Raw genomic sequence first — 24,978 nt, forward strand, 5'->3', positions numbered from 1 at the left:
GAATTCGTCTAATACAGAGTGAGCAATCGAATACCAGATGATATGAAAAGGACCTTATTCTATTATGAGTACAAATAAAGGCAGTTTGCCTCCTAGATCGAGCGGGAATCAGAGAAACGGCAGACCGCAGCCGAACAGCGCGGCTAGACCCGTGCCAAAGAAGAATGTCAAGAAACGCGGAGCGTTGGCAAGAATGGGAAGATTATTGTTGATTCTTCTCATTGTTGTCATCCTGGCTGCACTCGGATATGGCGGTTATCTGTATTGGAAGTTTGAACAAGGAAGCTTTGGTGTGGACCAGCCGGTCCAGGCGGGACATTCCGCTTCAGAGAAACCCATCACAATGCTGCTGCTGGGAACAGACAATCGTCCGAAACATCCTTCCAATTTGACTGATGTCATTATGGTTGTGACGCTTAATCCCAAAACGGAGTCTGCTACTGTAGTATCGCTTCCAAGGGATACATATGTTGAGCTTAGCGGGTATAAGAAGACCAAGATTAATGAATTTTATGCCCGGTTCAAAAGTAAGGAGAAGACTTCAGGTATTCTTGCAGAAGACGAGATGAAGACCATGATGGGTAAATACCTTGACGTTGATGTGGATTATGTGACTGTACTTGACTTCCAGGGCTTCCGTGATGTCGTCGATGAATTGGGCGGTGTGGATGTAAATATCAGTGAAAACATGTGCTACACGGACAGCGTGGATGGTACGGACATTAATCTGACTAAGGGGCCGGCACAGTTGAATGGCGATGATGCTCTCGATTACGTGCGTTACCGTAAATCGAATTGCAGCCCGAAGACCAAGGCGTCAGATGACTTTGACCGCAACAAGCGCCAGAACGAAGTTCTGCATTCACTAGTTGGACAGATGCAATCCCTGGGCGGTGTTCTGAAGATAGGTAAGGTGCTCGATGCTGTGGATGATAACATGAAGACGGATATCGAGAATGCACAGATCAAAAATTTGATCTCAACCTATTGGAAAATTTCCAAGGAGAACATTGAATTCAAACCCGTGACCGGAACATGGCGCAGTCCCTATGTATATATTAACGATGAAGAGCTGGACGCCGCCAAGAAAAGTCTGCAGGACCGTATTGCCGGTATTACACCAGCCTCACAAAATTGAATGCAAGTTCGGGCATGTGCTATAATATAATAAATTGAATGCATCCAAGCTGCATAGGGGGCCTGTACTTATGTCTGAAGCCGTTGCACAGCTTAATGAAACATTGCTTACCATGCTGCAATCGGAAACTTTTGTTCTACTGAACACTGTGGATGCGGAATCCGGGGGACCAACGTCCACCTCCATTTCCTGGATCTATGCAGTGAGCCCTTCCATTGTGCGGCTTGCAGTTGACCACCGTTCCAGACTTGTGAACAACATGAAGGTGAATCCGCTGGTTACTATTACTGTCTTTGGTGAGGGTACTGTTCATGCCATTAACGGCCGTGCATCCGTGAGGCAGGATCCGCTCTCTGATGTTCCATTCAAGATGTGTTGTTTTGATATTGAAATTGAAGCGGTCCGCAATGCGTTATTCTATGGCGCACAGCTGGAGTCCGCCCCAAAATATGCGAAGGTATACGATGAACGTGCGGCTGATAAGCTGGACGGACAGGTATTTGCCGCCATGCAAAAAGCCCAGTGATGATCTCACTAGGCTTTTTTTGTCCAAATCCGCGAAGCAAGACAGCTTCTATTGATTGCCTTTGGTCTTGGTATCTTCGGGAAGCTGCGGAATAATACGTCCGATGATATCTGCCATCTCGGCGGCAAAACCGGATACCGGATGCCCTTTACTGATGTGGCGGCCCATTTCTGCAAGTCTGCTGGATACATCCATATCAGCAGTGACGAACGCTTTTACGCTTCTTGGATCCTTGCTTCTCGGATCCTTACGGATGGCTTCTGCCACGGAATATTTAATGCTTCCGACGCGTGAGCGGGTAAGATTTCCATCCACATCAATGCCTACCACAGCGACATTATTCATCACAACGCAGTGAGCGCCTTTTACACCGGGAACTCTTTTGGCGAGTCGCTCATAATGGTCCTTCAGGGCAATATCGCTTTCACCTCTGGTGCCAGAAGGTTGCCCGGCCTGCGAGGTAGGTACAGGAGAAATAGTTCTTCCTGTATCCGATAATTTCTGTACTTTTCGGTTCCCCTGGCTGCTCAAATCATTTGCCGATTGTTTATCCTGAGGAGAGGGTGATGACTCTTTATTAGCGATACCGCAGCTTGTCAGCAGCAGCAGTACCAGCAACAGACACATTGATTTTCTCATATGTGCGTACTCCTTTCAGCGAAAGATCAAGTCTTTACCTTAGCTTACCCTTGCTGAAAAGAGTTATGTATGACCAATCAAACCAGGCGCTGTGGAGGGGATAACATGAAAAAGATATTTGTACTAGACACCAACGTGCTCTTGCACGACCCCAATTCGATTTTTGCTTTCAAGGAGCATGAAGTTGTCATTCCGGCAGTAGTCCTGGAAGAAATCGACTCCAAGAAGCGTAATGCCGATGAAATCGGCCGCAACGCCCGCACCGTGTCACGCTTATTAGACGGACTTCGTGAACTCGGCCACCTGCACAGCGGCGTGGTACTGGAGCATGGAGGCACGCTGAAGGTAGAACTTAACCACCGCAGCTTCGTAAAGGTACAAGAAATGTTCGGTGAAGTCTCCAATGACAACCGGATATTGGCTGTCGCACTTAATTATCTCCATGAGGAGAATGAAAAAGCTGAACCGAGACCTGTGGTGCTCGTGAGTAAAGATGTGCTCGTCCGCATTAAAGCGGATGTACTTGGTATTACACCGGAGGATTATTTATCTGACCGTACGGGTGATTTGAATGAGCTGTATTCTGGCTCTCAATCGCTGATGGTTCATCCTTCACTAATTGATGAATATTACAGCCACCGTTCCTTGTCCGTCAAACAGTTGTCCTTGTCCTATTCCTTGTATCCGAATGAATTTGTGATTCTTAAGGATGAGATTGGCAGCGGCAAGTCGGCCCTGCTCAAAGTCAACAACGATGCTTCCCGTCTGGAGCCGCTATATCTAGGGAATGATGCGGTATGGGGAATCAGTGCCCGCAATGCGCAACAGCGGATGGCGCTGGAGCTGCTCCTCAATGACGATATCCCGCTGGTTACTATCACTGGTAAAGCTGGAACAGGGAAAACTTTGCTGGCTCTGGCTGCCGGATTATTTAAAGTGGAAGACGAGCATAAGTATAAGAAACTGCTGATCGCCCGTCCGGTGGTGCCGATGGGTAAGGATATCGGATACCTGCCAGGTGAGAAGGACGAAAAGCTGCGTCCGTGGATGCAGCCGATTTATGATAATTTGGAATTTTTGTTCGATACGAAAAAGTCCGGCGATATCGATAAAATATTGATGGGCCTAGGCAGTATTCAAGTGGAGGCTCTAACCTATATTCGCGGACGTTCGATCCCGTCTCAATTTATTATCATTGATGAGGCACAGAATCTGTCCCGCCACGAGGTGAAGACGATCGTATCCAGAGCCGGGGAGGGCAGTAAAGTCATCCTCATGGGCGACCCGGAGCAGATTGACCATCCGTATCTGGATGCGGCAAGCAACGGACTCAGCTATATCGTGGAGAAGTTCAAGCAACAAGGCATAAGCGGACATATTACCCTTGAAAAGGGCGAGCGTTCACACCTGGCCCAGTTGGCTGCCGACTTGCTGTGATGTTTTGGACTTATGCTAGAATCAAGGCCCATATTGCACTTTGTGAAATCCATTGTTTCCTGTGCGCATATTAGTGTACGTGCAAATGACAGTGCCCTTCAGCAGCCCCGCTGCTCCAGCAGGGCTGCAATTTACAGCAAACAGCCGGGAGGTCATTCCCGGCTGTTTGCCATTCTGCCCCCGAAAGGAACGGCGGGGGATTTTTGTGTCAGTAGAGCCGTTAGCGGAGAGAGCGGAATTGTTCTGGAGAAACGGAGTGTTCGCCTTTGTCCCCGGATTTGCACCGCGAAATCAGATTCAATAATTCCGGTGACAACAGCGATCGAAAGAATAATCCGCATGGGGAGCGTTCAGGCTCGTCAAGAGAATCAATGGCTCTTGCCGTTCTCACCTATATAATAGAAGAGAACGTTTTCAACGCGGCAGACAAGAAGTGAAGCATCTGGTAAAATGGGGGAGAAGAGTCATAGGGCTGGAGGAGAAAACACGTGCTGAGAAGGAGAAACTACTGGCTATTGTTTGCTATTTTATTGTTGTCGCTGACAAGCCTATCCCCCAGCATGGAGCTGGATACCAGTGACGATACCTACCCGATGAAGCAGCCGCTCAATCCGTTGGAGCATTCCGAAGCTGGAAATAAAGATCTTATTCAAACTTTGAGCATCCAGGTATCCATGAGCAGTGAGGAATTTAACGAACTGCAGCGGATCAGCAATAACTATAGCTTGTCCAACGGCACCCGGGTAATCCTGAGCAATGTGGATAGTGATAAGGCTGATGATATTCTGAAGCAGGATCTGACGATTGGCCAGAGCCCTGATATTATTATGACCGATGGCCGCAGAATCATAGAATTGGCGACGCAAGGTTACTTGCTGCCAATAGATATATATCAGAGTGTACCTGGAAGTGCGCCACTGACCACTCTGATTCCTCAAGTGCAGTGGAATGGTTATGACTGGGGTGTTCCTCTTGATATTGACCCCTATGTGCTTGTGTATTCACCGCAACGGCTCAGGGAACTAGGGATTACAGAGTTGCCCGGAAGTCTGGAGCAGTGGAATGAGCTGCTTAAGGTGATTCGTGAGCACCCCGACAAACAGCGCTATCTGCTAGCGATGGATACTCGTAACCCCTACGGCTATTCAGCAGTTCTGGCAAGCATGGGCGGAAGTCTTCGATCGGTCAGTCCTGCTCTGCTGGAATGGACCCATTACGCAGGCAGCTATTTTTTTCTCACCAGCCGTACAAACACTGATATTTGGGGTATGCTTCAAGAAGGCAAACTTGCAGTTGCAGCCCTCCCGCTCTCGGAGTGGCAGAAGCACGGGAATTCTTCACTATCCGCGGAAGCGCCGCTAACTACAGGCAGCGGGTCAGGGTATGAAGCGATCTACAGCCGTTTCTTCGCACTCCCAGCACAATCCGGTAATCCGGAGGAAGCAGTTAATTGGCTGTCCTATGTGACCTCCAGCATGGAGCAACTGGATTGGCTGGAGAATACAGGACGTCTTCCGGCACTCGATGAGATATACCGTACCGGACTGCCAGAGCGTGTAAAGCTTCCGTTTGACCCCGGGTTGCTGCTGGGAGACGAAACAAATCTGAAGAGTGAATCAGCAGGCGATTGGACAGCATTGTCGCTGGCAGTAACACAACTACTGACAGGCGAGATAGATCCGGCAGGATACGCTGCTGCGGTGGCACAGTCCTCAGAATGAGAGCGAGAGCTTCACATGCAGCACACCGTCCTGGCTGCTCACCTCAGTTGCACGGAGGAAAGAGACGATTTTGGCCGGATAGAACCCCAGGTCGAATTCTTCCTCCAAGGCCTTTCGCGTAGTATCGGGTAACTCGAGGCCATTGAATACGACATGATCGACATGGAACATCAATCCGTTAACCGGTTCCTCCTGAATGGTGTAATGGCCGGTCAGCGTGAGCGATAATCCGCCGCTTTTACCGGAAGCTGTTACTTCATTGTCATTGAACTGAAAGGCAAAATCCTTGAAAAGTTCATTCTGCGAGATGAGGAATTCATTCAGATCAGCTTCCTTTAAGGCCAGATTATAAGTCATTCCTTTACGGGTCAAAATCCCGTCCCGGCTTTGAACGAACTCAGGCAACTGCTTCATAGCAGAAGACAAGGCTTTGAAATAAGTTTTGACTTCGTGAACCCCGATATTTTCCCAATATTTGGTGAACTCCTCCAATAAGGCGCTCATACTAGCCGGATCACTGCTGGATTGAATGCCCTTGTCAATATCTTCATGCAGTGCCGCGATGCGTTCTTTTTGCTGCTCCAAAGCTGTTTTGAGCGTTAGAAGCTCCTCTGAACTGCGCTGTGCTGCGGTAAGTGTTGCTTTTAACTTCTTATACTCCGCTTCATATTGAGACAAAATGTCACGGTCTCTTCCTATAATAATCTCATAATAATCATATAAGGCCAGTAATCTGCCAATACTTTTAGCGGAAAGAACCGCTGCCAGGAGTCCATCTCTATCTCCCATATAATAAGATCGGATTATAGCGCCGGCTTGTTCCCGCTGATTCTGTATTGCGCTTTGCTGAGAAACAGCCCTTTTTTCCAGAAGTGATGCCTTTTCCTCAAGAGTCTTCTGCTCAGCGGTGATCCGCGAGATTTCCTGCTCAATTTCTGCCGAGGATAACGTCTGTTCCAGTAGCTTACGGGTGACCTCGTTGTCAGGCATGACAGGAGGAGAAACGCCAGACAGTCCAGTTCCAGGATCAGCACTCAAAAAATGAGGGGGCATCAGCGGCAGCACAGTGAAGCAGAGAAGGATAAGGAGTACACAAGTAAACCGGCTTCGATTGTTGCGGGATTTCACCACTCCACCACCTTATTAAGATATCAGGATATGTATGTACTATTATTATGATTAGCCCTGCTAAAATATCATACCCTCTTTTCTGTCCAAGACCTACTGCGTATGCACAAAAAAACGGAAGCGCTCCATAAAAAAAGGAACAGCCTCCGTTACTATATTTAATAAATTAGTGGAACTTACAGCGGCAATCCCATTTCGAAGATCGTCCAGTAGCTGAAGCCCGTAAATGTAAGAATCATATATCCCCAAAAAAGCAGAATATAGGTCTTCTCAGTAAACTTCATATATCCGAGGATCACGAAAAAAGCGGTTTGCAGAAAAAAGAGTAGAGCCATCTCCGTTAAATTCCCGGCAAAAGCCATAAGTCCAATCACAAGCGTAAAAAAACCCAAGACTCGAAACATGCGGTCCAAGAGAACATCTCCCTCCTGTATGTATCCGGCAATTTCTTATTTGTAGTTATATTATAACGGCTGAAGCAAACGGTGTAAACGAATTCATTAAAAAAATGCTGTTTTTTTGAGATAATTATGATTTTTGTTATAGACTCGGCCCAGATATTTTGAAAGTGGATATTTTATAGTACAGCAAGTATGAGGTTTAGCCAAAATGGAAATACAATTTAGTATCAAATAGATTCTATGAACTCTAATAGAGGCATAGAAATGGAGTAAGCAGCTTTTATCCTATTCACTATCCGGCGGAGCTGCCGGTTATGAAGATGGTTATTTCATGATGTTGTTAGGAGGGTTTGGCTTTATGACAGCCGTTAGACAGGATGCTTGGAGCGCGGAAGATGATTTGATATTGGCCGAAATAACGCTGCGTCATATCCGTGAAGGCAGCACACAGCTTGCTGCTTTTGAAGAGGTAGGCGAAAAAATCGGCAGAACCTCGGCCGCATGCGGATTTCGCTGGAACAGCTGTGTTCGCAAGAGCTATGAAGATGCAATTGGTATTGCCAAGAGCCAACGCCAGAAGCGGAATTATTTGAAGAAACAGCCTTCCGCCAGGGGCGCACAGGTAGCAAGTCTCATTCTTGGAGACATGGAAGAGGAATACAGCCGCAGTGAGGGGCTAGGCGAGAACTCTTTGTCCATTGATGCCGTAATCCGCTTCTTAAGGCAATGGAAGGGCAGCTTTCAGGAGGCAGGCCGCCAGCTGAAAATGCTTGAGAGGGATTTACGCGAGAAAGAAGATGAATTAACAGAGCTGAGGGTAGAAAATGAAAGATTGTCCAAAGAGGTCAATCTGGCCCAAAGTGACTACCGAGTAGTCAATGATGATTACAAGGCATTAATTCAGATTATGGACCGGGCGCGGAGACTTGCTTTCCTTAATGAAGAAGAAGAAGAAATGAAGACAAGATTCAAAATGGATGCCAACGGTAATTTGGAACGGATTGAATAAACATAAATATTTTTCTAAATCCCGCATGCAGAGGCTAACCGCCAGCGTTTGCGGGTTTTTTGCATGGATTATGCTTGTTTTTCTTTTTCGGAAGAAAGGATATAATGAGGGAAATTGTGTACAAGATGGCAGGTGACAGCATGAAAATAGATGTGATCGGTGCAGGCTCACTCGGTCTTTTACTGGCCGGCAAGCTGATTCTATCCGGCGCAGAGGTCAGACTATGGTGCCGGAGCGAGGAACAGGCGGAAGAATTGTCGAGGTCAGGAATCACCGTAAGTTACGAGAACGGGAATCTATCCCAACATCTCCAAGGCACTAGCTTTCAGGTTGGACCCATTAGCGGTTACGGGGATACGATCCTCCGGCAGCCTGGTGAATGGACAGCAATAATGCTTAAGCAGAATGCGTTTCACAATATGCTGCCAGAGATTCTGGCGCCTCTTCGGCACACGAGACTCCAAGTCATTTGCTTTCAGAACGGTATTGGACATGTGGAGCTTCTCCAGGAGCTTTTGCCGGAGGCTTCAGTCTGGGCTGCAGTGACGACCGAAGCAGCCAAGAGGAAAACATTAACAGAGGTTATTCATACAGGACTTGGGGAAACATTTATAGGGAAACGAGGAAACAAAATCTCAAATGAACCAAAGGTTACCCTAAAGGAGGACGATATAGCGGCAATACGTTTGACTCATGCTCTTACAGCAGCAGGATTCCGGACTTTGGTGTCGAAAGAAGTGGATACCATGATTTACCGGAAGCTGCTATTCAATGCTGTGATTAACCCGCTTACAGCGATCTGGCGCATTCAGAACGGGGAGCTGATTGTCTCCGAGGAACGAATACAGTTAATGAAAGAACTGTACCTGGAAGCCACCTCCGTATATGAAGCCAGCGGTATCAAGGTTGATGTTCAAGCATGGGAGGGCATAATTGACGTTTGCCGGGCAACATCTGGCAACATCTCATCTATGCTCGCTGATGTTCTAGCGTCCAGAGATACAGAAATCCGCTGGATTAATGGGAGTATTGTGGCAATGGCGGATAGAGCTGGTATTGCGGTCCCTTTACACCGCTGGATTTGCCGGATGGTAGAAGGCATGAATGTGAAGGAGAGGTGAGGCTGTTTGGAATTGCTGCGGAATTCGTTCATTTCTTTAAGCGTTATTCCGGTTGTTCCTTTTTTGATCGTATATTTCATAGGAATTGGCCTCAGAAAAGAAAGAAGAAATACTTTTTTACTGGCAATGGATATTACTACAGTATTTTTATTTTTTTCAGTATCTGCCTTATTCAATAACATCTTTGACTCACGGTTCGGGTTATACCTTATACTACTTATTGTATTAATATCCGCTGGACTGCTTGGAGGCGCCCAAAACCGCCTAAAGGGAAATGTCGACGGAAAACGGTTACTTCGGGCAGTTTGGAGACTTTCATTCTTTTTTATGGGTACCATGTATGTACTATTTATGGTCGTAGGCCTTATCCGTTACATATCACAAGCCATGTAATGTTCCATTGCTCCGGTGAAGCGTCAATGTCACAAAATTTTTAACTTTTCAAAAAAAAGTGTTTTCAGAAAATATTGCTCTAGATTTTTTTGACCACTGGTTGTATAATCATAAACCATATACCACATTCTATTTAGGGGGAACTGCTAGATGAAGAAGAGTAAAAGTCTATTGCTCATGATTGCAATGGTTCTTGTTATCGGCACAGTGCTTGCTGGCTGCGGCGGAAACAACAATGCAAACAAAGGCAACAACGCTGCGGCAACAAACGCAGCAGGCAATGAAGGCAGCACGAACACAGGCACCGCAACTGGTGACGAGAAATTGGCCGCTGATCAGACACTTAGAGTCAACCTGACTGCAGAACCACCTACATTTGATCCAGCACAAGCTCAAGACAGCCAAGCAAATACGCTGTTGAAAACTATGTATGAAGGTTTGACCCGCATGAATGACGAAACTGGTCAAGCTGAGCCGGGTATTGCTGAGAAGTGGGACATTTCCGCTGACGGTCTGGTATATACCTTCCACCTGCGTGATGCTCAATGGAACAATGGCGACCCTGTAGAAGCTGCAGACTTCGTTCGCGCATGGAAAATCGTGCTCGACCCTAACACAGACCCTACTGCACCATATGCATACCAATTGTACTACCTGAAGAACGCTGAAGAATATTACACAAAGAAAGTTACAGATTTCAATCAAGTGGGCGTAAAAGCTATTGATGCAAAAACTCTTGAAGTTACGCTGAAAGCTCCAACACCTTACTTCCTTGGCCTTCTGTCCTTCTATACTTATTACCCAGTACACAAATCCGTTGAGGGTAATCCTAAATGGGCAACTAACAAAGACACTATGGTTACCAATGGTGCCTTCACACTGACTGGCTGGACTACTGGTCAATCTATCGAAGTTACTAAGAATGATAAATATTGGGATGCAGCTTCCATTAAACTTAGCAAAATCGATTTCTCCATTGTTAACAGTGGTGCAACTGAATTGCTGAGCTACAAAAACGGAGAACTTGACCGTGCAGGCGCACCTCATGGTGAAATTCCGCAAGAACAGCTTCCTATCGTCAAAAAAGAGCTTCCTAACGAGTTTGTCTCCAAGGGAATCGCTGCTACTTACTACTATGAATTCAACACTACTGAAAAACCTTTCAGCAACGCTAAGATCCGTAAAGCACTCGCAATGTCGATTAACCGTCAAGCTCTTATCGACAATGTAACTCTGGGCGGACAGCTTCCAGCTTTCGGTTATGTGCCACCAGGTATCGCTGGCGCTGACGGTGAATACCGTAACGCAGTTAAAGATGATTACTTCAAAGAAGATATTGAACAAGCTAAAACATTGCTTGCAGAAGGTCTGAAAGAAGAAGGTCTGACTACACTGCCTCCAGTAGAACTGTCTTACAACACAAGTGAAGGCCACAAGAAAATTGCCCTGGCTATCGCTGATATGTGGAAACAAGCTCTGGGTATTACTGTAAACACAGTGAACCAAGAATGGGCTGTATTTATTGACAACCGTCAAAACCTGAACTACCAGGTTGCTCGTGCCGGCTGGACTGCGGATTACAATGATCCAATGACTTTCCTGGATATGTGGGTAACAGGCGGCGGTAACAATGATACTGGTTACGCTAACCCTGAATATGACAAACTGATTGCTGATGCAAAAGCAAGCTCCGACCTGGCAAAACGCCAAGAAGACTTTGCTGCAGCTGAAAAAATGCTGATCCAGGATGATATGGTCCTGATGCCTATCTACTACTACACAAACAACTCCCTGACTAAAGAATACCTCAAAGGCGTATCTCTTGACTTCAGTGGTGCAATTGACTTCACCCGTTCTTACCTGCTTGAACACTAAGATTCAAACTTCAGAAAATTAATTAAATAGTTAGTCGTCTGAAGTTAGCAGTACACTTCGGGATATATATGTGGAATTCCATATATATCCCTTTTTTTTGTATTTGCGGATTTTTGTTAATGTTTTCACAAGTTTGCAATAATAGAAAATGGACAAAAGGTCATTTTTTGAATAGAATTCTATTGTATGTCCATAAAAAAGTCGAAGGAGGTGTTGATGGGGATGGTTCGTTATGTAGCCAATAAATTTTTCTATATGATCGTATCGCTGTTTGTACTTATTTCAGCGACTTTTTTTCTGATGAAAGCAATTCCGGGAGATCCGTTTACTGCCGAGAAAAAAGTTCCGCCGGAAATTAAAGCGCGTTTATACGAGCAATATGGTCTGGACAAGCCGCTCTATCATCAGTATTTTAAGTATTTGGGTGAAGTTGCCCGAGGAGACCTGGGTGTTTCCATGAAACGTCTGAATCAGGATGTAACTCATTTGATTGGTCAGACTTTTTCATCATCCCTGAAGCTAGGGATTTTTGCGATTATCGTGTCGGTTATTGTCGGCGTAATACTAGGTATGCTGGCAGCATTGTATCACCGGAAGTTCATTGATAGCGCTGCGATGGTGCTGGCGGTACTCGGGATTGCGGTCCCGAGCTTTGTAGTCGCATCCCTGCTGCAGTATATGTTCGCTTATAAGTTTCATATGTTTCCGGTTTCAGGATTTAAGGGCCCCATGTATTATTTCCTTCCGGTAGCCGCGCTCTCGGCACAGCCGATAGCCTTTATTGCGCGTCTGACCCGTTCCAGTATGCTTGAGGTGCTGCATGCAGACTACATCAAGACGGCTAAGGCTAAAGGACTAAGCTGGTTCGCTATTTTGAGCCGTCACGTTCTCCGCAACGGAATTCTGCCTGTCGTTACATACATGGGACCTATGACAGCCAACATCGTTACCGGTTCTGTGGTTATCGAGCAGATTTTTGGTGTGGGCGGTATCGGGAAACAGTTTGTGGAAGCGATCGGTGTCCGTGATTATACCGTAATTATGGGGATTACTATTTTTTATGGTGTACTGCTCATGTTAGCCCGCTTTATTACAGACATTGCTTATGTATTTGTAGATCCGCGTATCAAACTAACTGGAGGAAAGGAGGGCTAAAGATTGGTATCTGACAAAAATATGAGTTCGCTGGATGCGAACCTGAAACCAGAGGACTTCCAAAAAATCGGTATTGATGAGAAACAGGCGGAAGTCATTCAACGTGAAAGTCTTTCAGCTTGGAGGGATTCCTGGGAACGTCTTCGTCAGAACAAAATGGCGATGACTGCTCTTGGTATTCTTGCCTTGATTATTTTGGCAGCACTGATTGGGCCATTGTTCTCAAAATACAACTACTACTCTAATGATTTGCTCAGCACCAATAAGCCCCCTTCATCCGACCACTGGTTTGGAACTGATGATCTGGGCCGTGACATTTTTGTCCGTACATGGTACGGAGCACGTATTTCACTGATTGTTGGTTTGGCCGCAGCGGCAATTGATTTGCTGATCGGTGTTATTTATGGCGGAATCATGGGCTTCTTTGGTGGCCGCGTGGATAACATTATGAATAAGGTTTCTGAAGTATTGTACTCCATTCCTTATTTGCTGGTGGTTATTTTGCTGCTCGTGGTAATGGAACCAAGCTTGTTTACGATTATCGTTGCGTTGACCATTACAGGCTGGATCACCATGTCCTGGATTGTACGCGGGGAGATTATGCAGCTTAAAAACCGTGAGTTTGTTCTGGCTTCGCGTTCCATGGGTGCAGGCTCCAAACGACTCTTGTTCCGTCATTTGCTGCCAAATGCCGTAGGACCCATTATCGTAACGATTACTTTGTCCGTACCAAATGCCATTTTTGCTGAAGCTTTCTTAAGCTTCCTCGGTCTGGGTGTACAGGCTCCAATCGCTTCCCTGGGTTCAATGATCAGTGATTCACTGACAGGCTGGATGTATTATCCGTGGCGCTTCCTGTTCCCGGCTATCCTGATCAGCTTGACCATGCTTTCCTTTAACATTTTTGGTGACGGTCTACGTGATGCACTGGATCCTAAGCTGAAGAAATAGGAGGTGAATATGATGGAACCCATTCTGCAAGTCAAGGATCTGCATGTTTCCTTTTTTGTTAAAGGCGGAGAAGTACAAGCTGTCCGTGGTATGAATTTTGAAGTAGGCAAAGGTGAAACAGTAGCCATTGTTGGTGAATCCGGCAGCGGCAAGAGTGTTACCGCACAATCGATTATGCGGCTTATTCCTACGCCCCCTTCCAAAGTGAAAAAAGGCGAGATTATTTTTCAGGGACAGAATCTGCTGGACAAAAGCATGAAGCAAATGGAAACGATTCGCGGCAAAGATATTGGCATGATCTTTCAAGACCCGATGACTTCTTTGAACCCAACGATCAAGGTGGGCAAACAGATAACCGAAGTTTTGATCAAACATCAGAAAATGTCAGCGGCCGAAGCGAAAGAGCAAGGTATTGAGATGCTGAAGCTCGTAGGCATCAAAAATGCGGAGGCTCGCTTTAACCAATATCCCCACGAATTCTCCGGCGGTATGCGCCAGCGTGTAATGATCGCCATTGCACTGGCTTGCCGCCCGGCCCTGCTGATTGCAGATGAGCCGACAACGGCGCTTGATGTAACGATTCAGGCGCAGATCATGGAAGTCATGCAAGATATGCAGCAAAAACTCGGGACCTCCATCATACTGATTACACATGACCTCGGCGTTGTTGCCGGAATGTGTGACCGGGTCATCGTCATGTATGCTGGTGAAGTAGTGGAAACCGGAACCAGATGGGAAATCTTTAAAAATCCGCAGCATCCGTATACCAAGGGGTTACTGCGGTCGATGCCGCGTCTGGACCAAAAGAAGGGCGAGCCGCTGATCCCGATCATCGGTACTCCCCCGGATCTGATCAAACCGCCGGTCGGCTGTCCGTTCACGGCACGCTGCAGTGAAGCGATGCATGTCTGCGAACAAATCGATCCCGGTGCAACAGAATTCAGTGAAACGCACATGGCGCGTTGCTGGAATCTGCATTCGATGGCCAAGGAGGTGCAGTTCGTTTGAGTAAGAACCTGATTGAAGTTGAAGGTCTTAAGAAGTATTTTAATGTAGGTAAGGGAAGAGTTCTTAAGGCTGTTGACAATATTAATTTCACGATTCGCGAAGGCGAAACCCTGGGAATGGTAGGGGAATCCGGATGTGGTAAAACAACTGCCGGCCGGACAGTGCTTCGTCTTTACGAACCCACTGCTGGCAGTGTGAAATATAACGGAACGGATATCTACAAATTGTCTCCGGGCAAAATGAAAGCTATGCGCCGTGATATGCAAATGATCTTCCAGGATCCGTATGCATCGCTGAATCCGCGTTTTACGGTTTCGGATATCATTGGTGAAGCACTGGATATCCACGGTATGGCTGGAAGCCGTGCAGAACGCAAAAAACGGATTGAAGAGCTGCTCGATATGGTTGGACTCAACCATGACCATGCAACCCGCTATCCGCATGAATTCTCCGGTGGACAACGTCAGCGTATCGGAATCGCACGTTCACTAGCGGTTAATCCTAAATTCATCGTCTGCGATGAGCCGATCTCCGCGCTGGACGTATCTATTCAGGCGCAAGTGGTCAACCTGCTGAAGGAACTGCAGGACCGTCTTGGACTAACCTATCTGTTTATTGCGCATGACCTGTCCATGGTTAAGCATATCAGTGACCGTGTGGCTGTTATGTATCTGGGCAAAATGGTTGAGCTGGCAGAAAGTGAAGAGCTGTATGCCAATCCTATCCATCCTTATACGAAGTCGCTGCTGTCCGCGATTCCAGTACCGGATCCGGATGTGGAAGCGAACAAGAAACGTATTCATCTGCATGATGAACTGGGTACTCCAATCTACGCGGCTGGGGAAAAAACCAATGACAGTGATTTTGAATTGGTTGAAGTTTCGAAGGGCCACTTTGTAGCCAAGCAATTCGCATAGGAATATACAATTAATATTACCTCGATATATTATTTGACGAAGTATACCTTAGGCGGGAGCATTCAGCTCTCGCCTATTGTTTCGTTAGTAACCGGCTGCTAATTAAAGGAACAGCGGGTTTCTTTGACGGCGCCCTTAACTTTGGATACAATCATAAAGAGTTTATCCGACCCATTGATTACATATAGCAGCATAGTAGAACAGGAGGCAATTGCACATGAATGTAGTACCTGAGCCCGTTCCGGGCGGGTCGGCACTAGCCCGCGACTATATACATCATTATGAAAAAGTAGGTCATTTGTACGGCGGGGATTTCCGCAGTGAGGCCAGCAGAGCCGAGCGTGCAAAGTGGCTGGACAGTACTGAAGAACTGCGTGCTGACCGTTCCGGGATTGCTGAATGTTTAAGACAATATAATCTTAAATTTAATTCTCATTCTGCAGTGATGGATTCCCTGGCACTTCTGGAGCAAAAAGGGACTTTGGTCGTTACCGGCGGCCAGCAGAGCGGTTTGTTCACGGGTCCGCTTTTTGTTATATATAAGGCAATTACAACAATTCAGGCGGCAAAAGAAGCGGCAGCGCAGCTCGGACGACCCGTGGTTCCGTTGTTTTGGATTGCAGGTGAGGATCATGACTGGGATGAGGTCAATCATACGTATGTCTTGAACCGTACAGGGGAGATCACTAGACTTAAGCTGGACAAGGCCGATGAACTCCGGTCTTCCGTAAGTGCGATCCAGGTTGAGGAAGAAAGCTGGCTGCAAATGATCGGGCAATTGGACAACCTGCTGCAGGAAAGTGAGTTCAAGCCACAGATTATGGACGTGATCCGCGATTCCTCAGCTGCAGGATGCAGCATGAGTGATGCTTTTGCCAAGCTGATGGGTTCGTTGTTCGGCAGATTCGGCCTGATTCTGCTTGATTCCGCAGACCCCGGGCTGAGGAAGCTGGAAGTCCCGATGTTCAAATCTATGATTGAACAGAACGATGAACTGGAGACCGCATACCATAAATCTGCTGCAAGGATAGCGGATAGCGGATATGAGCTTCAGGCTGCTGTAACTGCTGGCGGGGCCAATCTTTTCTATATACATCAAGGTGCACGCCTGTTGCTTCACAAAGAGGAAGGTCGCTTCACTGACCGGAAGGGCGCGGTCTCCTTTTCCCGACAGGAGTTACTGGATCAGCTTGATAAACATCCTGAAAGGTTTAGCAACAATGTACTCACCAGACCGCTCATGCAGGATTATGTGCTGCCGGTACTGGCAACGGTGCTTGGACAAGGGGAAATCGCTTATTGGGCTATTCCGCAGCCAGCGTTTGAGGTGGTGGGGGAACGGATGCCGTTAATCATTCCGCGTATGTCCTTCACGGTTGTGGAAGGGACACTTCACAAGCATATGGATAAGTACCAGCTTGTTTTTGGCGATGTTCTTCAGGGCTTGGAGGAGAAAAGAAAGAAATGGCTCGCCGCCCAGGATGAGCTGGAGCTGGAGCGCCGGTTCGAGGAGACAAAGACTGCTTTTACTGCAATGTACGAACCGCTGATTGAACAGCTGGGCTCGATACAGGCGGGACTTCTGAAACTCGGTGCAAACAATAAAGACAAGATTCTGGATCAGATTACGTTCCTTCAGACCAAAGCCCAGGATGCTATGGAGAAGCAGAACGAAGCTGCGCTCCGCCAGTGGGAACGGATTGAACTGTCGCTGATGCCGCTGGGCAAGCTGCAGGAGAGAGTATATAATGTGACATACTATCTGAACCGATACGGTCCGAAATGGCTGGATGAGCTGATGAACATCCCTGCGGATTACAGCGGGAATCACCGCTTGATATATATGTAAATTCAAAGAAGCGGTTTTTCCGCAAAACTTTCAGGAGGTTTTACAATGAGTTCAATGTCGAAAGAAAATAGTATTGTCGCAGATATGTCGCTGGCTCCGGAAGGACATCTCAAAATCGACTGGGTTCGCCAGCATATGCCTGTATTGAACCGTATCCGGGAGCAGTTCGAAGCCGAGCAGCCGTTCAAGGGTTTGAAGGTGTCGATTACGCTTCATCTGGAAGCCAAAACGGCTTATCTGGCTAAGGTTGTTCAAGCCGGCGGTGCCGAGGTAACGATTACCGGTTCCAATCCATTGTCCACTCAAGATGATGTCTGCGCAGCACTGGTTGAAGACGGCATAACGGTATTCGCCAAATACAACCCTTCCCCTGAAGAGTTCAAGGCTCTGAATATCAAAGCTTTGGAGAGCAAGCCGGATCTGATTATTGATGACGGCGGTGATTTTGCTACACTGCTGCATTCCGAGCGTCCCGACCTGATGGAGAATATCCGGGGCGGCGCAGAAGAGACCACTACCGGGATCATCCGGTTAAAAGCACTGCAGAAGCAGGGTATTCTCAAGTTCCCTATGGTCGCTGTAAATGATGCCTATTGTAAATATTTGTTCGACAACCGTTATGGTACGGGCCAGTCAGCCTGGGACGGAATTGTCCGCACTACTAACCTGATTGTAGCCGGTAAAACAGTTGTAGTAGTGGGTTACGGCTGGTGCGGTAAAGGTGTGGCTATGCGGGCCAAAGGCCTAGGTGCCAACGTGATCGTTACTGAAGTGGACGCGATTAAAGCTGTAGAAGCCCATATGGATGGATTTCACGTAATGCCGATGCTGGAAGCAGCAAAACGCGGCGATTTCTTTGTTACCGTGACCGGTAACCGCTATGTGATCCGCGGGGAGCATTACGATGTAATGAAGGATGGGGCGATTATGTGCAATGCGGGCCATTTTGACGTTGAAGTGAATAAGCCTGAACTGTCCGAGCGTTCCGTATCCCAGCGAACGGTACGCAAGAATATTGAAGAATACCAGTTGAAAGACGGTCGCAAACTGTATCTGCTTGCCGAAGGCCGCCTGGTGAACTTGGGAGCTGCTGACGGACATCCTGCCGAGATTATGGATACCACTTTTGCACTGCAGGCACTTTCACTTAAATATGTAAATGATAATTACAAGAGCATTGGCGTCAAAGTAGAGAATGTTCCTTACGATCTGGACGAGCAGGTAGCCCGTTATAAGCTGGAGAGTCTGGGGATTTCCATTGACAGTCTGACTCCGGCACAGGTCGAATACCTCGACAGCTGGAATCTCGACGCATAACCTATAGAACGGAATACAAGGTGTCCGGGCCATGTAAATGGTTCGGGCACTTTTTTTTGAAATATAAGCTGTATATGCCCGCCGGTTTCTGCTTGCCCCCTTGACAAAAAGAAAAAATTACCTCCCTTGTGAAAAAGGATTTTGATTTTTAATGGCGAATCTATTATGCTTAGGTGGTGTAAAGTGGGGCAAAGTGGGGAATTAGAAGTTAGAGGTGGGGAATAATTATGTTTATGGGGGAATATCAGCATAGCATTGACGACAAAGGCCGAATCATTATCCCGGCCAAGTTTCGTGACATGCTCGGAACCTCCTTCGTAGCAACCCGCGGCCTCGACACTTGTCTATTTGTTTATCCCATGGAAGAATGGGGCATCATGGAGCAAAAGCTCAAAAGCCTTTCACTGATGAAATCGGATGCTCGTGCCTTCAGCCGCTTTTTTTTCTCGGGAGCGACCGAATGTGTATGGGACAAGCAAGGCAGAGTGAATCTGCCGGGGAATTTGCGGCAATATGCCAAGCTGGATAAGGACTGTGTGATTCTGGGCGTTTCGAACCGGGTGGAGATCTGGAACAAAGAGCTATGGGAGCAGTACTTCGAACAGTCAGAGGAAACGTTCAACGAGATTGCCGAGAAATTGGTTGATTTCAACTTCGATCTATAACACATATATTATTCGAATACTGCCCTGGAGGGATGCAGCTTGTTTCACCACATCACGGTGCTTAAGGAAGAAGCGACAGAAGGGCTGCACATCAAGAAGGATGGCATCTACGTGGATTGCACACTCGGCGGAGCGGGACATAGTGCTCTAATTGCCGGTAAGCTCAGCGGCGAAGGCCGGCTGATCTGTCTGGATCAGGATGACTGGGCGCTTCAGAATGCAAGGGAGCGTCTCGCTGAATATGGAGACAGGGTGGTTTTGGTGAAAACCAACTTCCGCGATCTTGAACAAGTGCTTAAGGAACTCCCTTTTGTTCCGCAAAAGGATGGCGTTCCCCAGGTAGATGGAATTCTATACGATCTTGGTGTGTCCTCGCCCCAGTTTGATGAAGGGGAACGGGGATTCAGCTATAATCACGATGCTCCGCTGGACATGCGGATGGATCAGTCCGCTGAGCTGACTGCAGCCGACATTGTGAATACCTGGCCTGAACAGGAGATTGCCCGTGTGCTTTTCCAGTATGGAGAAGAGAAATTCTCACGGCGGATTGCCCGCAAGATTGTGGAGCGGAGAGAAGAACATCCTGTGGAGAGCACGGGAGAATTGGCGGAGTTGATTAAGGAAGGTATCCCGGCGGCCGCACGCCGCACGGGTGGGCATCCCGCCAAACGCAGCTTTCAGGGACTCCGGATTGCGGTGAACGATGAACTTGGTGCTTTTGAAGAAGGGCTTCACGCAGCGGTACGCTGCCTGGCACCCGGAGGAAGAGTATCCGTGATCACCTTTCACTCCCTGGAGGACCGGATTTGCAAACAGATTTTCAGCAGCTACTTAAGCAGATGCACATGTCCGCCAGACTTCCCATATTGCGTATGCGGTGCAGAAGGCACCTTGAAGCTAATTAACCGCAAACCGCTTGTTCCTTCAGAAGAAGAGCTTGAGCAGAACACACGTGCACGTTCAGCGAAGCTGCGGATCGCAGAGAAATTGTAAATAACGATAAAGGAGAGTCAGAGATGGCCTATACCCGCGGCAACTTAGCAGTTCAACCCAAAAGAAAAGAAGAGGCAGACAGGCTTTACCGTGAGAAAACAAAAGTAGTCACGCGACGCATGGTACTTCCACTGCAGGAGAAACTTCTCTACATGCTGACACTAGGTGTGTTCGTTCTGGTTGCTGTCACCCTGATTTGGCGATATGTCCATATTTACGATTTGAATCTGCAGGCGCAGAAACTGGATGCCAAAATTGCTTCAACCAAAAAAGATATCGCAACGTTTCAGATGGAGAAGCAGAGTCTTGAACAGACAGTGGCCAAGAGGGCTGCTGAGCTTGGATACGTCAAGCCATCTGATGATTCGACCATCTATATACCACTGAGCAGCACGGCCACTGACGGAGACCATTAATCAGCGATTGGCAGCAATCGCAATAATAGAGTTGGTGAGGTTGGCTTATGGTAAAAAGAATAAAACTTCGCACGCTGTTTATAGGAGGGTGTATTACCCTCTTTTTTCTTGTTTTAGTAGGTCGGGTGTTTTGGCTTCAGGTTATGGACGGTGAGTATTGGCAGGATAAGGCAGCCAAACAGTGGGCTCACTCTGCAACCATCAGAGCGGTGCGCGGTGAGATTGAAGACCGCAACGGCAATATCCTCGCCAGTGATGTTCCTGCTTACACTATTGTCGTCAATCCTGAGGTCATTGCAGAGCAGGGGATTGGCCAGGAAGTGATAGATGGGCTGCATGAGCTGCTGGGCAAACCCGTAGACGAGCTCAAGCCATTGATCGAGGCCAAGGATGAGAAGGGCAACTATCTCAAAAACCGTGAGATCCGTAATGAAGGCTGGAAGATTGACAAGGAGCTCAAGGATAAGGTAGTGGCCTTTTACGAGGAACTGGGCAAAAAACATGATATCCGGGAAACCGGTGTCGGATACGTTACGGAGCAGAAACGATATTATCCCAAAGATACACTAGCCGCGCACATCTTGGGCTATACCGACAGAGACGGCAAGGCGATCATGGGGCTGGAGAAGTATTTTGACAAGCAGCTGAAGGGTACGGACGGCAAACTTCTCTATCAAAGTGATGGCAAAGGCGTCAAGCTTCCGGATTCCAAGGATACTTATCAGCCTGTGGTTAACGGGAGCAATTTCAGGCTGACTATAGACAGCACAATTCAATTCTATATTGAGCAAGCTATGCAGAAGGCATATGCCCAATACAAGCCTAAAAGCATCAGTGTTATAGCTGCTGATCCAAACACAATGGAGATTCTGGGCATGGCGAATATGCCTACCTTTAATCCTAATGAGTACTGGGACCCTAATCAGGATGCTGCTGGCTTCTATAATCACGCGATCAAATCCAGGTATGAGCCAGGTTCAACCTTTAAAATTGTTACACTGGCCGGAGTGGTGCAAGAAAAATTGTTTAATCCTGAAGCCACTTTTCAATCGGGCCAAATTCGGATTAAGGGGTATAGCAAGCCGCTGCACGACATCAACAGAGTGGGCTGGGGTGAAATCTCGTTCCTGGAGGGCGTGAAGCGTTCAAGTAACGTAGCTTTTGTTAAGCTGGGGTATGAAATGCTTGGCCAGGAGAGATTGCTGCAATACATTAATGATTTTGGATTCAATGAAAAAACCGGAATCGACCTGCCGGGTGAAACCATCGGTATCGTCAATCCTGATCCGAATAAATCAGTCGAGAATGCAACTTTGGCTTATGGGCACGGTAAGGTACTGGTTACACCGATTCAGCAACTGACTGCAGTGTCCGCAATCGCTAATGGCGGCAAACTGATGGTTCCGCATGTGGTCAAGGAAATCACCGACCCGAATACCGGCAAGAAGACCATTACCCAGCCTGAAGTGGTACGCCAGGTGATATCGAAGGAGAGTGCACGTGAAACTGGCGGCTACCTGGAACAGGTTGTTGCGGATCAGGTGAAGGGAACCGGACGGCATGCCTACATTGAGGGCTATCGTGTAGCAGGTAAGACGGGTACGGCAATCAAAGTAAACGGTACGGATTATGACCGAAACAAGGTATTGTCTTCCTTTATCGGATATGCACCAGTGAATGATCCCAAGATTGCGGTGATTGTGATTATTGATGAGCCGCAGGGTGAAGATGGCGGGAATGGCGGCGGGGCGGTTGCTGCCCCAGTGTTCCAGGAAATTGTGTCGCAGGCGCTGCCTTATATGGGAGTGCCCAAGGTGAGTGAGGATTCTGCAGACAGTACTTCCAAAACCGTTAAGACTGCTGTTGCCCCGTTGCGATCCACTCCGGATCTCACCGGCAAAACGGTACAGGCAGCCCGAAAGCTGCTGATTGATCAGGGCTTTGACTTTGAAGCTGTGGGAGAAGGAGCTACAGTGGTCAGCCAATATCCTGAGAAAGGGACGACACTCGCTTCGGGTCAGCGCATCTATCTGCTGAGCCAGCAGGGAGAGAAGCCCGTTATACCGGATTTGCGCGGACAGTCGCTTCGTGATGCGTTGGAAATCCTTAGCCTGTTGAAGGTAGGCATTGCAGTGGATGGCGAGGGTTATGTGTCTGCGCAAACGGAAGGGATCAAGAACGGTAAGACACAGGTTACGCTGTCGCTGAAACCGATCAATGAATATGGAGAGGATATTCCTCCCCCTCCTGACGAGGAAGAACCACCTGAAGAATAAGGCCATCGCATAGGCTTGTTCTAACCCCTGTTTGTCCTGAATAGTCATGAAGATAAGAGCTCATGTCTAGAACAGCGAAAGCGGGGGGACGGAATGAAGGTTTCAAAAGTCGTAACGCGCCGGAGAATGCTGTGGACGCTGCTGGGACTGGCCGTGTTGTTTGGCGCTCTGGCTGTGCGTCTGGCATATGTACAGCTATCTGAAGGAGAGAAGCTGAGTGCCAGAGCGGAAAGCCAGTGGCGCCGCAATATTCCTTTTACCGCTAAACGTGGTGAAATATTGGACCGGGAAGGGATACCGCTGGCATATAATATCAGCTCGCCGACTGTGTATGCAGTGCCCGTGCAGGTGAAAGAAAAGCAAAAGACAGCACAGACGCTGGCTCCACTGCTCGGTATGAGTGAGATGAAGCTTGTGACTTTATTGTCCAAAAGTCAGTCATCGGTGAAGCTACAGCCCGGCGGCCGCAAAATTACGATGGAGCTGGCCGCGAGCATCCGTGATTTGCAGCTGCCGGGCATCGTTGTGGCTGAGGACAACAAGCGGTTTTATCCTTACGGAGATTTAGCGGCACATATTCTTGGCTTCACCGGTATCGATAATCAAGGCATTACCGGGGTGGAGAGTATATACGACAAGCTGCTTCAGGGCAGCGCAGGCGATATCTCCTATTTGTCGGATGCCGGAGGCCGGCTGATGCCGGGTTCTTCAGAAAAATATTCTGCACCCCGGGACGGCCTTAATCTTCAGCTGACGATAGACAAGCAGATCCAGTCGATTATGGAGCGCGAGCTGGACCAGGCCATGGTGAAATATCAGGCACAGGGCAGTTGGGCTATAGCCATGAACCCGAAGAATGGTGAAATTCTGGCTATGGCCAGCAGACCCGGATATGAACCCGGAGCCTACAAGGAATATGATGCCGGGATCTATAACCGGAATCTTCCAATCTGGATGACTTATGAACCGGGTTCCACCTTCAAAATCATTACCTTGGCCGCTGCGCTCCAGGAAGGTAAAGTGGATTTGCAGAATGACCGTTTTTTTGATCCTGGCTATATCGAAGTAAGCGGGGCCAAACTGCGCTGCTGGAAGAAGGGCGGGCATGGCAGCCAGACCTTTCTTGAGGTGGTGGAGAACTCCTGCAATCCCGGATTTGTGGCGCTGGGACAACGGCTCGGCAAAGACACCTTGTTCAAATATATCCGTGAGTTTGGATTTGGCTCCAAGACCGGTATTGATCTGAACGGTGAAGCAAGCGGAATTCTCTTTAAGCCTGCACAAGTCGGACCCGTAGAGCTGGCGACTACCGCTTTTGGCCAAGGGGTATCCGTCACGCCGATTCAGCAGATCGCTGCTGTCTCGGCGGCCATTAACGGCGGCAAGCTCTACACACCGCATGTTGCCAAGGCCTGGATCAATCCGGATACCGGAGAGACTGTATCAGATGTGCAGCCGGATATGGTACGTCAGGTCATCTCGGAGGAAACCTCGAAGAAGGTGCGCGCTGCCCTTGAGAGCGTAGTTGCCAAAGGCACAGGCCGGCCGGCTTTTATTGACGGCTACCGTGTGGGAGGCAAGACAGGGACGGCACAAAAGGTCATTAACGGCCGGTATTCGCCTACAGAGCATATTGTATCGTTTATCGGCTTTGCGCCTGCGGATGATCCGCAGATCGTAGTGTATACGGCAGTGGATAATCCGAAGGGTATTCAGTTCGGGGGAGTGGTGGCAGCACCTATCGTGCAGAATATCCTGGAGGACTCCTTGCATTACTTGAAGGTTCCGGAACGTAAAGATCAGCTTCCCAAAACCTATAAATATGGTGAGACTCCGATTGTAACCGTTCCTGATCTTACGGGGGCTACAGTCCAGGATATTTATGAGGATCTGAACATGAACTTCACACTCGCCCGTTCCGGAACAGGCAATACCGTAATTAATCAGGCGCCCAAAGCCGGAGCAAGAGTCGAGCAGGGTTCGACAATCCGGATTTATATGGGGACTGAGGATGGGAAATAATGTTGGATGAATTCTTCTATT

General features: G+C 47.9%; 22 protein-coding genes. 19 read left to right on the top strand and 3 right to left on the bottom strand.

The features are described 5' to 3' along the window. Positions 1–64: 64 nt before the first annotated feature. Both AC0MA3_RS04050 and AC0MA3_RS04055 read left to right on the top strand, forming a co-directional pair. The gene (locus tag AC0MA3_RS04050) at positions 65–1,138 is read left to right on the top strand and encodes an LCP family protein (protein WP_379161189.1); all 1,074 of its coding nucleotides are present in this window, start codon (positions 65–67) and stop codon (positions 1,136–1,138) included. A gap of 70 nt (positions 1,139–1,208) precedes the next feature. After that, the gene (locus tag AC0MA3_RS04055) at positions 1,209–1,664 is read left to right on the top strand and encodes a PNPOx family protein (RefSeq protein WP_474655258.1); all 456 of its coding nucleotides are present in this window, start codon (positions 1,209–1,211) and stop codon (positions 1,662–1,664) included. 48 nt (positions 1,665–1,712) lie between these two features. Here AC0MA3_RS04055 and AC0MA3_RS04060 read toward each other — a convergent pair whose 3' ends face one another. After that, positions 1,713–2,303 carry a YhcN/YlaJ family sporulation lipoprotein gene (locus AC0MA3_RS04060; RefSeq protein WP_474655259.1) on the bottom strand — a complete coding sequence of 197 codons (591 nt, stop codon included), beginning with the start codon at positions 2,301–2,303 and terminating at the stop codon, positions 1,713–1,715. Between the two features lie 105 nt (positions 2,304–2,408). Between AC0MA3_RS04060 and AC0MA3_RS04065 the strand changes: the two genes are divergently transcribed. Together AC0MA3_RS04065 and AC0MA3_RS04070 are read left to right on the top strand one after the other, a co-directional pair. Then, a complete protein-coding gene (locus AC0MA3_RS04065) occupies positions 2,409–3,740 on the top strand; it encodes a PhoH family protein (RefSeq protein WP_474655260.1) in 1,332 nt (443 codons plus the stop codon). 488 nt (positions 3,741–4,228) lie between these two features. Then, entirely contained in the window at positions 4,229–5,461 is a 1,233-nt protein-coding gene (locus tag AC0MA3_RS04070; RefSeq protein ID WP_474655261.1) for an extracellular solute-binding protein, read from the top strand. On the opposite strand, the gene AC0MA3_RS04075 is transcribed toward AC0MA3_RS04070, so the two are convergent. Beyond that, complete coding sequence (locus AC0MA3_RS04075) at positions 5,453–6,589, bottom strand: coiled-coil domain-containing protein (protein ID WP_474655262.1); 1,137 nt, start codon at positions 6,587–6,589, stop codon at positions 5,453–5,455. The genes AC0MA3_RS04070 and AC0MA3_RS04075 overlap by 9 nt on opposite strands. 176 nt (positions 6,590–6,765) lie before the next feature. Next, positions 6,766–7,002, bottom strand: a complete 237-nt coding sequence (locus AC0MA3_RS04080) for a DUF2626 family protein (protein WP_074112261.1) — start codon at positions 7,000–7,002, stop codon at positions 6,766–6,768. 346 nt (positions 7,003–7,348) lie between these two features. Between AC0MA3_RS04080 and AC0MA3_RS04085 the strand changes: the two genes are divergently transcribed. The 15 genes from AC0MA3_RS04085 to AC0MA3_RS04155 all read left to right on the top strand — a co-directional run bounded on the left by AC0MA3_RS04085 (position 7,349) and on the right by AC0MA3_RS04155 (position 24,957). Then, positions 7,349–7,999 carry an RsfA family transcriptional regulator gene (locus tag AC0MA3_RS04085; RefSeq protein ID WP_379161204.1) on the top strand — a complete coding sequence of 217 codons (651 nt, stop codon included), beginning with the start codon at positions 7,349–7,351 and terminating at the stop codon, positions 7,997–7,999. Positions 8,000–8,124: 125 nt separating this feature from the next. Continuing rightward, entirely contained in the window at positions 8,125–9,120 is a 996-nt protein-coding gene (locus tag AC0MA3_RS04090; protein ID WP_474655438.1) for a ketopantoate reductase family protein, read from the top strand. A gap of 12 nt (positions 9,121–9,132) precedes the next feature. After that, a complete protein-coding gene (locus tag AC0MA3_RS04095; RefSeq protein ID WP_474655439.1) occupies positions 9,133–9,513 on the top strand; it encodes a DUF3397 domain-containing protein in 381 nt (126 codons plus the stop codon). A 150-nt stretch (positions 9,514–9,663) separates the two neighbouring features. Beyond that, complete coding sequence (locus AC0MA3_RS04100) at positions 9,664–11,388, top strand: peptide ABC transporter substrate-binding protein (RefSeq protein ID WP_474655263.1); 1,725 nt, start codon at positions 9,664–9,666, stop codon at positions 11,386–11,388. Positions 11,389–11,610: 222 nt separating this feature from the next. Then, positions 11,611–12,543, top strand: a complete 933-nt coding sequence (locus tag AC0MA3_RS04105; protein ID WP_379161602.1) for an ABC transporter permease — start codon at positions 11,611–11,613, stop codon at positions 12,541–12,543. Positions 12,544–12,564: 21 nt separating this feature from the next. Continuing rightward, positions 12,565–13,494, top strand: coding sequence for an ABC transporter permease (locus AC0MA3_RS04110; RefSeq protein ID WP_379161604.1), 930 nt, complete (start codon positions 12,565–12,567; stop codon positions 13,492–13,494). Between the two features lie 12 nt (positions 13,495–13,506). Further along, the gene (locus AC0MA3_RS04115; protein WP_379161210.1) at positions 13,507–14,502 is read left to right on the top strand and encodes an ABC transporter ATP-binding protein; all 996 of its coding nucleotides are present in this window, start codon (positions 13,507–13,509) and stop codon (positions 14,500–14,502) included. Next, complete coding sequence (locus AC0MA3_RS04120) at positions 14,499–15,419, top strand: ABC transporter ATP-binding protein (protein ID WP_379161212.1); 921 nt, start codon at positions 14,499–14,501, stop codon at positions 15,417–15,419. The genes AC0MA3_RS04115 and AC0MA3_RS04120 overlap by 4 nt, the downstream gene beginning before the upstream one ends. Before the next feature lie 217 nt (positions 15,420–15,636). Then, entirely contained in the window at positions 15,637–17,268 is a 1,632-nt protein-coding gene (bshC, locus tag AC0MA3_RS04125) for a bacillithiol biosynthesis cysteine-adding enzyme BshC (protein WP_474655264.1), read from the top strand. Positions 17,269–17,313: 45 nt separating this feature from the next. Further along, positions 17,314–18,585: an adenosylhomocysteinase gene (locus tag AC0MA3_RS04130; RefSeq protein WP_379161217.1), complete on the top strand. Its 1,272-nt coding sequence runs from the start codon at positions 17,314–17,316 to the stop codon at positions 18,583–18,585. Positions 18,586–18,812: 227 nt separating this feature from the next. After that, a complete protein-coding gene (mraZ, locus tag AC0MA3_RS04135; RefSeq protein ID WP_020427850.1) occupies positions 18,813–19,250 on the top strand; it encodes a division/cell wall cluster transcriptional repressor MraZ in 438 nt (145 codons plus the stop codon). A gap of 39 nt (positions 19,251–19,289) precedes the next feature. Next, a complete protein-coding gene (gene rsmH / locus AC0MA3_RS04140; RefSeq protein WP_379161220.1) occupies positions 19,290–20,243 on the top strand; it encodes a 16S rRNA (cytosine(1402)-N(4))-methyltransferase RsmH in 954 nt (317 codons plus the stop codon). A 23-nt stretch (positions 20,244–20,266) separates the two neighbouring features. Continuing rightward, on the top strand, positions 20,267–20,659 hold the full coding sequence (locus tag AC0MA3_RS04145; protein ID WP_379161222.1) for a cell division protein FtsL: 393 nt from the start codon (positions 20,267–20,269) through the stop codon (positions 20,657–20,659). Between the two features lie 47 nt (positions 20,660–20,706). Then, positions 20,707–22,935 (top strand): penicillin-binding transpeptidase domain-containing protein, encoded by a 2,229-nt coding sequence (locus AC0MA3_RS04150; RefSeq protein ID WP_379161224.1) that lies wholly within the window; start codon positions 20,707–20,709, stop codon positions 22,933–22,935. A gap of 93 nt (positions 22,936–23,028) precedes the next feature. Further along, positions 23,029–24,957 (top strand): stage V sporulation protein D, encoded by a 1,929-nt coding sequence (locus tag AC0MA3_RS04155; RefSeq protein ID WP_379161226.1) that lies wholly within the window; start codon positions 23,029–23,031, stop codon positions 24,955–24,957. Positions 24,958–24,978: the final 21 nt, after the last annotated feature.

Source organism: Paenibacillus sp. LS-5, assembly GCF_056121505.1.

Bases quoted from the DNA above. Each gene is read 5' to 3' on its own strand.
- AC0MA3_RS04050 (WP_379161189.1), top strand. From the start codon at position 65: ATGAGTACAAATAAAGGCAGTTTGCCTCCTAGATCGAGCGGGAATCAG.
- AC0MA3_RS04055 (WP_474655258.1), top strand. From the start codon at position 1,209: ATGTCTGAAGCCGTTGCACAGCTTAATGAAACATTGCTTACCATGCTG.
- AC0MA3_RS04060 (WP_474655259.1), bottom strand. From the start codon at position 2,303: ATGAGAAAATCAATGTGTCTGTTGCTGGTACTGCTGCTGCTGACAAGC.
- AC0MA3_RS04065 (WP_474655260.1), top strand. From the start codon at position 2,409: ATGAAAAAGATATTTGTACTAGACACCAACGTGCTCTTGCACGACCCC.
- AC0MA3_RS04085 (WP_379161204.1), top strand. From the start codon at position 7,349: ATGACAGCCGTTAGACAGGATGCTTGGAGCGCGGAAGATGATTTGATA.
- AC0MA3_RS04090 (WP_474655438.1), top strand. From the start codon at position 8,125: ATGGCAGGTGACAGCATGAAAATAGATGTGATCGGTGCAGGCTCACTC.
- AC0MA3_RS04100 (WP_474655263.1), top strand. From the start codon at position 9,664: ATGAAGAAGAGTAAAAGTCTATTGCTCATGATTGCAATGGTTCTTGTT.
- AC0MA3_RS04105 (WP_379161602.1), top strand. From the start codon at position 11,611: ATGGTTCGTTATGTAGCCAATAAATTTTTCTATATGATCGTATCGCTG.
- AC0MA3_RS04110 (WP_379161604.1), top strand. From the start codon at position 12,565: ATGAGTTCGCTGGATGCGAACCTGAAACCAGAGGACTTCCAAAAAATC.
- AC0MA3_RS04115 (WP_379161210.1), top strand. From the start codon at position 13,507: ATGGAACCCATTCTGCAAGTCAAGGATCTGCATGTTTCCTTTTTTGTT.
- bshC (WP_474655264.1), top strand. From the start codon at position 15,637: ATGAATGTAGTACCTGAGCCCGTTCCGGGCGGGTCGGCACTAGCCCGC.
- AC0MA3_RS04130 (WP_379161217.1), top strand. From the start codon at position 17,314: ATGAGTTCAATGTCGAAAGAAAATAGTATTGTCGCAGATATGTCGCTG.
- mraZ (WP_020427850.1), top strand. From the start codon at position 18,813: ATGTTTATGGGGGAATATCAGCATAGCATTGACGACAAAGGCCGAATC.
- AC0MA3_RS04145 (WP_379161222.1), top strand. From the start codon at position 20,267: ATGGCCTATACCCGCGGCAACTTAGCAGTTCAACCCAAAAGAAAAGAA.
- AC0MA3_RS04150 (WP_379161224.1), top strand. From the start codon at position 20,707: ATGGTAAAAAGAATAAAACTTCGCACGCTGTTTATAGGAGGGTGTATT.
- AC0MA3_RS04155 (WP_379161226.1), top strand. From the start codon at position 23,029: ATGAAGGTTTCAAAAGTCGTAACGCGCCGGAGAATGCTGTGGACGCTG.